This is a genomic window from Streptomyces sp. NPDC044063 (genome assembly GCF_056434285.1).
Window position 1 is genome coordinate 205,721 of record NZ_JBWKFM010000014.1, and the last position, 8,302, is coordinate 214,022.

Here is an 8,302-nt window from a genome sequence, read left to right on the forward strand (position 1 = left end):
GCCCCCCCCCCCCCCCCCCCCCCCCCCCCCCCCCCCCCCCCCCCCCCCCCCCCCCCCCCCCCCCCCCCCCCCCCCCCCCCCCCCGCCGTCGTCGTACTCGCGCACAGATGGTGCGAGCGCGTCCCCGCGGAGGTGTCCGCTGGATCAAACCGCTGCCGGCGGACACCTCCGCGGGGACATCAGGCGGGCCGCCCCAGCCCGTACAACAGGGTGTTGACCACGGTCTCGGCGACGGCGTCCGGGTCGCCGCCCCGTACCGCGAGCTCCTCCGCCGCCTGTTCCAGCAGCAGGTGGTAGACCCGGCGGGCCCAGATCAGGTCCACGTCCTCGCGCAGCACACCGGCCTGCTGGGCGCGGTCCAACAGGTTCAGACAGGCGTCGAAGATGCCCTCGCGCACTGCCGCGGCCTCGGGATCGGCCGGCACCTGGTCCCCGATGGTGAACCGCCACGCGCTCTTGATCTGAACCACGTTCGCGGTGATCTGGTGCAGGGCGACCAAGGGCGGGGCGGTCTGCGGCCGGCCGGCCTCGATGGCGTCGGCGACCTGCCGGTAGGCGAATCCCGCCATGGCGTCGATCAACGCCTCGCGGGAGGAGAACCGCCGGTGGATGGTGGTCCGCGCCACCCCCGCGGCGGTGGCGATCTGGCCGAGGCTCGCAGTCGGGTCCTCGCTGAGGACGCGCTCGGCCACCTCCAGGATCGTTCGCACGGTCCTCTCGGCGTCCGCGCGCAGCGGCCGGTCCTGCTCTGAATTCGGCACGAATGTCCCGCCTCTCTTGTGGGCCGACGGACCCAGCCGCCGTGAGCACTACACCAAAGTAACATGAGCCACCCTTGTTGCTACAGAGCTGTTGCACTTCATGGATCTTCAGATACAGTCATGTCGCGACAGCGGGTAAAACCGCAGCTACCGAGGAGTGGATTGAGTAATGAGCGCCCAGACTGACCAGCCGGCCTGGATCGAGACGTACGAGCACATCGCCGGCGCCCCGGCCACCGGCCCGGCCGAGGTGCAGAAGGTCGGTGTCCTCAAGGTCGGCAACCCCGCCGCCCGCCGGGTGCTGGTGCTGCTGGGTGGCCGCGAGGGCGGCTCCAACGTCTTCCTGCACACGGCCCGCAGCCTCGCCAAGGCCTCCGCCGACGTGCAGGTCTGGGCCATCGACCGCCGCGAGCAGAACCTGGCCGACCTCGCCACCTTCGCGGGCGGCCTGGAGCACGCCACCGAGTACTACCTCGACGGCCACTACCGGACCGTGCCCGGCTCCGAGGCGCCCTACGCGGCCGAGTGGGGCCTGTCCGTCCTGGTCAACGACGTCCGCGAGGTCGTCCGCCAGGCAGCGGCCGGCGGTGAGCGCGAGGTCGTGCTGGGCGGCGTCTCCGTCGGCGCCACCGCCGTCCTCTCCTACGCCGCTTGGGACTTCGACGGCACGCCCGGCTACTCGGAGCTGGCCGGTCTCGTCGTGGTCGACGGCGGTGTGCACAACGCCTTCTCCGGCGCCGGCATGGAGTTCGACCTCCCGCTGGAGGCCGCGAAGGGCTGGCAGTCGCAGATCCAGGGCGACGCCATCTTCGAGAACTTCACCAGCACCGCCATCGGCCTGGGCGAGCGTCCGGAGTCCGCGGCCGTCTGGTTCCAGCTCGCCGCCCGGTACGCCGTCGAAGACCCGCAGGGCGTCTCCCCCATCGCCGAGCGCCTGCCGGAGGCCCTGCGCCCCGACCGCAAGGTGACCAACGCCGGCCTGCTGGGCTGGCTGTTCGACGCCGAGCGCCGCATCCCCCCGTACGCCGTGCACGCCGGCCACCTGGACGACAACGGCGCCTGGGTCGACGGCGGCCCGACCCGCCTGGCCACCGTCGCCGAGGCGTTCGCCGGCCCGGAGCGCGGCAGCTGGCTCTGGTACACCCTCAACCGCGTCATGCTCGACTACGTCGCCGCGATGGACCTGGCCGAGAACGACGTCACCCGCCACCTGGGCCTTCGCCTGGCCCACGGCAAGGACATCGACGTCCCGCTGTACGCCTTCCAGTCCGGCATGACGGGCGGCACGGTCGGGCAGGCCGCCGCGACGGTCGCCGCCGGCTCGCGCATTCCCGAGGTGTCCGTCCACTCGGACTTCTCCCTGGCCCACCAGGACGTCACCTACGCGCAGTGGGAGGACAACCGCTTCCTGCAGACGCTCTCCCGCTTCATCGAGAACCTGCCGGTCCGCGCCCCCCGCGGCTGACAGGCGAACCGTCCGGCCGCCCCGCCGCGGTGTCCGCGGCGGGGCGGCCGGAACCACCCCGCCCCTTCCCCTCCCCCGTCCGCCTGATGCGCGTCCCCTGCATTCCGTCCATCCCGCACGGAACCGTCAGAACAGGAGTCCTCGGATGACGTCCGACGTCGCCGCACCCGAGTCGCCCCCACGTGCGGGGTTGACGATCTTCGTTGTCTGCCTCGCCCTGCTCATCGTCCCGCTGGGCCTCAGCGGATCGCCCGTGGCGCTGCCCGCCATCGGCCAGGACCTGCACGCCGGTGTGGTCCCGCTGCAGTGGGTCGTGAACGCCTACAACGTCATGGCCGCCAGCTGCATGATGGCCGCCGGCGCCATCGCCGACCAGATCGGCCGCAAGAAGGTCTTCGGCTTCGGCATCGCGCTCTACGGCCTGTCCTCGCTGGGCGCCGCCCTCGCCCAGGACATCGTCCTCGTCGACATCGCCCGCGGCCTGGCCGGTGTGGCGGCGGGCGCGGTCATGACCGCGGGTGCCTCCGTGATGGCGAACATGTTCCAGGGCGCCGCCCGCGCCAAGGCGTTCGCATTCGTCGGTGTCACCATCGGCGCCGGCCTGGCCCTCGGCCCGACGCTGTCCGGTCTGCTGGTGAGCAGCCTCGGCTGGCGCTCGGTCTTCCTGCTGCAGGTCGTGATCACTGCCGTGGCGCTGCTGGGCTTCGGTTTCATCGAGGACTCCCGCAACCCCGAGGCCAACGGCGTCGACTGGCCGGGCACCATCACCTTCAGCCTGGCGCTGTTCCTCTTCACCCTCGCGATCATCGAGGGACCGCAGTGGGGCTGGAGCTCCGGCGCCACTCTGGGCCTGTTCGCCGGATGCCTGGTCATGCTGGCCGCGTTCATCGCGGTGGAACGCCGCGCGGCTCAGCCGATGTTCGACCTTTCCCTCTTCCGGGACGCCCGCTTCGTCGGTGTGAACCTGCTGGCGACGGCTGTCTCCTTCGGCTTCGTCGGCCTGATGGTGCTGCTCCCGTCCTACCTGGTCGGCTCCAACGGAGCCTCGGACAAGTCGGCCGGCCTGACCCTGCTGATGATGACCGCGCCCGTCTTCGTCTTCCCCCTGGTCGCGGGCAAGCTCGTCGCCGCCGGCGTCTCGCTGCGGAACGTGCTCTCCGGTGCGCTGCTCCTCGTCGGCATCGGCTGCGCCTGGCTGACCGTCATCCACCCGGGCATCGGTTCCCTGGGCCTCCTCGGCCCGCTGCTGGTGATCGGCATCGGCATCGGCCTGATCTTCGGCCTCATGGACGGCGCGGCCGTCAGCACCGTGGCCCCGGCCCGCGTCGGCATGGCGACCGGCATGTTCAACACGATCCGCCTGGCCAGCGAGGCCGTGGCCGTGGCCGGCATGGTGGCCGCGACGGTCTCGCTCGTGCAGTCCAAGGTCTCCGGCGGGCTCGACCGGTTCGCCGGCGCCCCGGACGCCCACGCCGTCGCCGACAACGTGACCAGCGGCAACTCCACCGACGCCGCGGAGAACGTGGCCGAAGGCTCCCGTACCGAGTTCCTGGACTTCCTCGCCCAGGGCCACACCGACGGCCTCCGCGTCGTGCTCTGGGGCGCGGCGGTCATATGCGCCGTCACCGCGGTGATCCTCTACGCCGTTCTCACCGACCGCAAGGACGCCGACGGCTCCCCGTCCGGCGAGGCCCAGGAGGCCGAGAAGGTCGCGGCCGCCGCATAGGACCGGACGAGTGCGTAATCCCCCGGCGCGCTCGTCCCCGACCCGGTTGCCCGGTACGCCACACGTACCGGGCAACCGGTGTTTTCACGGTGGGCTCAACCCACGGAGGCGGTGAGGACCTGCCGCTGCAACCGCTGGAGTACGGGCGAGGGCTCCAGGCCCAGCTCGTCGTCGAGGATCTTCCGTACGTTCTGGTAGGCGTGCAGCGCGTCACCGCGACGGCCGCTGCGGTGGAGGGCGGTGATGAACTGCGCGTGCATCCACTCGTTCAGTGGGTGCGCGGCCACCACGTTGCGCAGCTCGGGAACCAGTTCACGATGCAGGCCGAGGTGCATGTCGGCCTCGATCCGCTGCTCCAGCGCCCGGGTGCGGATCTCCTCGAGATGCCGCACGTGCTGCAGCAGGATGGGCCCGCAGGTGACGTCGGCCAGCACGGCACCGCGCCAGACCTCCAGGGCCTGCCGCAGCCGTCCGGAGGCCGTGGCGTAGTCGCCGGCCTTGAGCAGACGGTCGCCCTCACGGGCGTGTTCGAGGAACAGGGCACTGTCCAGCTCGACGCCGTCGGCGCGCAGGCTGTAGCCCGAGGGCCGCGTCGTGATCAGATCGTCCGGGACGACACCGGGCGGAGTGAGGCCGGCCGCGTTCTGCTCGAGGGCCCGGCGCAGGTGGTAGACGTGGGTACGGATCGTCGAAATGGCCGTACGCGGAACCTCCTCGCCCCACAGTTCCTCGAGGATCGACGAGTTGTTGACGTGCCCGCTGGGCTCCAGCAGGAGCAACGACAGGACCTGACGCACCTTGGGGCCGCCCGGTACGGGCACCTTCCGGCCGTCGAGGGAGATTTCCAGGGGGCCCAGAACTCCGAAAGAAAGCACGCGGTCATCTCCTCGTTTCGCGCCGGTGTCTCGGCCGGCGTCTCGGACACTACAAACGCGAAACGAGGCCGGACAACGGATCGGACCGAAGGGGGGACGTCACTGCCACCGGAGGTACAGCGGTGCGTCCAAAGGAATAGCGCGTGTCATCCCGGTGCCGACGGCCCGCGCGAGGCGCGTCAGCACGGCCGGGTACCCGGGGCGAGGACCAGAACGGATGCCACCGCATAGCCACCCCGCACCAGCCTGACATCACCCGTCAGCCGGAAGCCGTACGGCAACAGTCCGGGTACGAGCCGGATGCCCAATCGCGTCCGGTCGAGGCGCACTTCGGCGTCCTGAAAGGTGGGGCGGCGGCCGAGACTGAGGGCGGCGATGGCCTTGTAGACGGCCTCCTTCACCGAGAAGAGCACGGACAGCCTGCTCTGCGGCCGCCCGCCGGCGGCCACCCAGGCACGTTCCCCCGGGGTGCACATGATGTCCTCCACCTCGCGGCTCAGCCGGTCGGTGCGCTCGACGTCCACTCCGACGCTGACCACATCCGGGCAGCCGCTGACCAGGCCCGCGCCCACGTGGCCACGGCTGTGGCTTATCGCACCCTTCACCCCGGCCGGAAACAGGGGCCTGCGGCCCTGTCGCAGCACCGGCCCGGAGGCCCCGATGGCCGACAGTGCCTGTGCCGCGGCCAGCCGACCCACGGTGAAATCACGGTGCCGACCAGGCGCCAGGGCGCGTTTGAGTGCCTCCTCGGCAGGGTGCAGCCGTGCCGTCGCGATGGTTTCGGCGTCGGCCCGCACGAGTGTGCAGGCGGCTCGGCCCCGTACGTTCGTGGCCAGCAGGACAGCCATGGACATGAGACCTCCCCGGGCAGTGTCCGATGAATTCACGGCAGAGCGTCCGTGTTGTCGAGCGTAGGGCTCGAAGAACGTCCCGGCATGGGATCGAGCCTCGTGGGCGTACCGTCTTTAGGCGGGTGCGACGCGACTTTGACGCGCCTTCAGCGGCATTTCAATGTCACTTTATGGACAGCCCATGGTTCATACATCTGCATGACCGAAGAGAGAATGGAAACCATGGACCTCCAACTGACCGACAAGACAGCCGTCGTGACCGGTGCGAGTCGTGGAATCGGCCTCGCCATCGCCGAACGCCTGGCCGCCGAAGGGATGCGGGTGCTGGGCGCCGCCCGCTCCACGACACCCGAGCTGGCCGCCCTCGGCGTCGCCGTCCTGTCCGTGGACCTCAGCCGCCCCGACGGCGGCGACCGTCTCGCCGCTCACGCCCTCGAGCAGCTGGGCGGCATCGACCTGCTGGTCAACAACGTCGGTGGCGGCGTCGAGGGGGCCGACCAGGCCGAGGGCTTCCTGTCATTGACCGACGAGACGTGGCAGCGCTCCCTGGACCTCAACCTGCTGAGCGCGGTGCGCGTGACCCGGGCCGCCCTGCCCAGCATCATCGAGCGGCGCGGCTCGGTCGTGAACATCTCGTCCATCGGCGCCCGCGCCTCGTACCAGCCCATCGACTACGGCGTCGCCAAGGCCGGACTGACCAACCTGAGCAAGGCACTGTCCGAGGAGTTCGGTCCGCGGGGCGTACGGGTGAACACCGTCACGCCCGGCCCCACCCTCACGCAGAACTGGAGGGATCCCCAGGGCTACGCCGGGGACCTGGCCAGGGCGGCCGGACTCGGGTACGACGAGTTCATGGCGCGGCTCCCCGCCACCATGGGCATCAGCACCGGCCGGCTCGCCGAGCCCTCCGAGGTCGCGGCGCTGGTCGCGTTCCTCGCGTCACCGCTGGCCGGGAACGTCACCGGTGCGGACTATCGCGTCGACGGGGGAGTACTCAAGGCCGTCTGACCGAATTCGACGGAAATCCGCGAATCGGGATACCGTCACCGGTCGCTCCCCCCCACCGGATGACGATAAAATTCAGCCACTCCGGCTTGAATTCTCCCCACCAGCGGCGACGGCCCCTTCCCCGTCCAATAAACGGAACTATTCCCTCCGATCAGCAAATTGCCAAAACACTTACGCACCAAAAGGTATGTTAGTTTTCCGCCAGTCGACGCCTGGGGCTCTAAGGCGGCGACACCGACAGAGATGTAGCAATTTGAAGCGCCGGTGAAGGCAGGAAAGCTTCCGCCTCCCCGGCGCCTCGCATCAAGGGGGAGACATGTCGGAAGCCGCCCTGGCAAGGGATTTCGCGGATGCCCTGCGGGAAGGCCTGACGCAAGCGGTCGTCACTTCACGAACCGTCGCCGCCGACGGGAATCGAGAACCGGTCAGGCGCCTGACGTCCGTGCCGTCCCCGACCGCCGCGGCACAGCCCTACGCCACCCTTCTGCCCCGCGAAGTCGAACTGATCCTGCACCGCTTCCAGGTCCTCCTCCCCGGTGACCTGGAGGCCGAGGACCGGCGGTCGCCCGAGATCAGATCGGCCCTCCTCGACGGCGCCCGGCGGCTCCTCTCCGATGTCCAGGAAGGCGCCGGGCAACCCCTCGCCGGCTCCGACGCCGGAACACCCGGCCTGGCGCGGTGGTCCAGCCTCCGGCTGGACCAGATCGCCACGGCCTGCGCACTGCTCAAGGAGTGCACACTGCTTCAGATCGTCGGGGAGGAGCTCACCGAGAACGGATCGAACCTGACCAGGGCCTATGGCGTCCTGCGGGCCCTGAACGCCTCGCTCAAGGCACGTATGAGGGAACAGGCCGTCCGGGCCGACGACAGCCTGCGCAACGAGCGCCGCCGGATCGCTCGCGACCTGCACGATCAGCTCGGCAGCGAACTGGCCGTGGCCATGCGCCGCATCGAACTGCACGAGGTCGAGGCGAAGAGCTCCCGCCATCTGATGGCGGCCAAGTCGTCGGTGCAGGAGGCCATGACCCATACGCGGGACCTGATCGGTGACATCCGCACCCGGACGACCACGCCTCCGCTGCGCGAGGGTCTCCTGGCCTTCGTGGCGTGGGCGGCACCGACGGGAGTCGATGTCGACATCACCATGACGGGCAACGAACTCCTCGTACCGGAAGCCGAACGGCACGAGATTTTCCTGGTGGTGCGCGAGTGCCTGCGCAACGCCTTCGCCCACGGCGAAGCCGGCCGGGTCGCGGTCACCCTGCGGGTCACCCGCCGCTGGTTCCACGCGCGGGTGACGGATGACGGCATCGGCTTCCTCACCGCTCCACCAGGGCGCCCGGCGTCCGAGTCCCACGGCCTGCGCTCGATGAACGAGCGCATCGAAGGCATCGGCGGCCGCCTCCGCATCGAGAGCGGGCCGAGGCACGGCACCTGCGTGGAGATCCACGTCCCGCTGTAACAGGCGCCTGTGAGCACGCGCCCCTTCCATGAACGGTTCTACAGGAGTTTGTTGTGCGTAAGGTGCTTATCGCCAACCGAGGCGAAATCGCTGTCCGTGTCGCTCGTGCGTGCCGGGACGCGGGGATCGCCAGTGTGGCGGTCTATGCCGATCC

8 protein-coding genes are annotated in these 8,302 nt (G+C 70.1%); 5 read left to right on the forward strand and 3 right to left on the reverse strand.

The window, feature by feature from the left end:
• Positions 1-179: 179 nt before the first annotated feature.
• On the reverse strand, positions 180-761 hold the full coding sequence (locus tag AC07BS_RS19610) for a TetR/AcrR family transcriptional regulator (protein ID WP_478649208.1): 582 nt from the start codon (positions 759-761) through the stop codon (positions 180-182).
• Between the two features lie 169 nt (positions 762-930).
• Here AC07BS_RS19610 and AC07BS_RS19615 point away from each other — a divergent pair, with 169 nt between their 5' ends.
• On the forward strand, positions 931-2,226 hold the full coding sequence (locus AC07BS_RS19615) for an alpha/beta fold hydrolase (protein ID WP_478933397.1): 1,296 nt from the start codon (positions 931-933) through the stop codon (positions 2,224-2,226).
• Positions 2,227-2,371: 145 nt separating this feature from the next.
• Entirely contained in the window at positions 2,372-3,952 is a 1,581-nt protein-coding gene (locus tag AC07BS_RS19620) for an MFS transporter (protein WP_478933399.1), read from the forward strand.
• A 95-nt stretch (positions 3,953-4,047) separates the two neighbouring features.
• Here AC07BS_RS19620 and AC07BS_RS19625 read toward each other — a convergent pair whose 3' ends face one another.
• Both AC07BS_RS19625 and AC07BS_RS19630 read right to left on the reverse strand, forming a co-directional pair.
• Positions 4,048-4,827: an AfsR/SARP family transcriptional regulator gene (locus AC07BS_RS19625; protein ID WP_478649217.1), complete on the reverse strand. Its 780-nt coding sequence runs from the start codon at positions 4,825-4,827 to the stop codon at positions 4,048-4,050.
• A 179-nt stretch (positions 4,828-5,006) separates the two neighbouring features.
• Positions 5,007-5,675: a 4'-phosphopantetheinyl transferase family protein gene (locus tag AC07BS_RS19630; RefSeq protein ID WP_478933402.1), complete on the reverse strand. Its 669-nt coding sequence runs from the start codon at positions 5,673-5,675 to the stop codon at positions 5,007-5,009.
• Positions 5,676-5,900: 225 nt separating this feature from the next.
• Between AC07BS_RS19630 and AC07BS_RS19635 the strand changes: the two genes are divergently transcribed.
• From AC07BS_RS19635 to AC07BS_RS19645, 3 genes are all read left to right on the forward strand, one after another.
• The gene (locus AC07BS_RS19635; RefSeq protein WP_478649222.1) at positions 5,901-6,686 is read left to right on the forward strand and encodes an oxidoreductase; all 786 of its coding nucleotides are present in this window, start codon (positions 5,901-5,903) and stop codon (positions 6,684-6,686) included.
• Between the two features lie 442 nt (positions 6,687-7,128).
• Complete coding sequence (locus tag AC07BS_RS19640; protein WP_478649225.1) at positions 7,129-8,148, forward strand: sensor histidine kinase; 1,020 nt, start codon at positions 7,129-7,131, stop codon at positions 8,146-8,148.
• Between the two features lie 53 nt (positions 8,149-8,201).
• Positions 8,202-8,302 (forward strand): biotin carboxylase N-terminal domain-containing protein (locus AC07BS_RS19645; protein WP_158786612.1); only part of this gene is annotated, 101 nt, incomplete at its 3' end.

Bases quoted from the DNA above. Each gene is read 5' to 3' on its own strand.
- AC07BS_RS19615 (WP_478933397.1), top strand. From the start codon at position 931: ATGAGCGCCCAGACTGACCAGCCGGCCTGGATCGAGACGTACGAGCAC.
- AC07BS_RS19620 (WP_478933399.1), top strand. From the start codon at position 2,372: ATGACGTCCGACGTCGCCGCACCCGAGTCGCCCCCACGTGCGGGGTTG.
- AC07BS_RS19630 (WP_478933402.1), bottom strand. From the start codon at position 5,675: ATGGCTGTCCTGCTGGCCACGAACGTACGGGGCCGAGCCGCCTGCACA.
- AC07BS_RS19635 (WP_478649222.1), top strand. From the start codon at position 5,901: ATGGACCTCCAACTGACCGACAAGACAGCCGTCGTGACCGGTGCGAGT.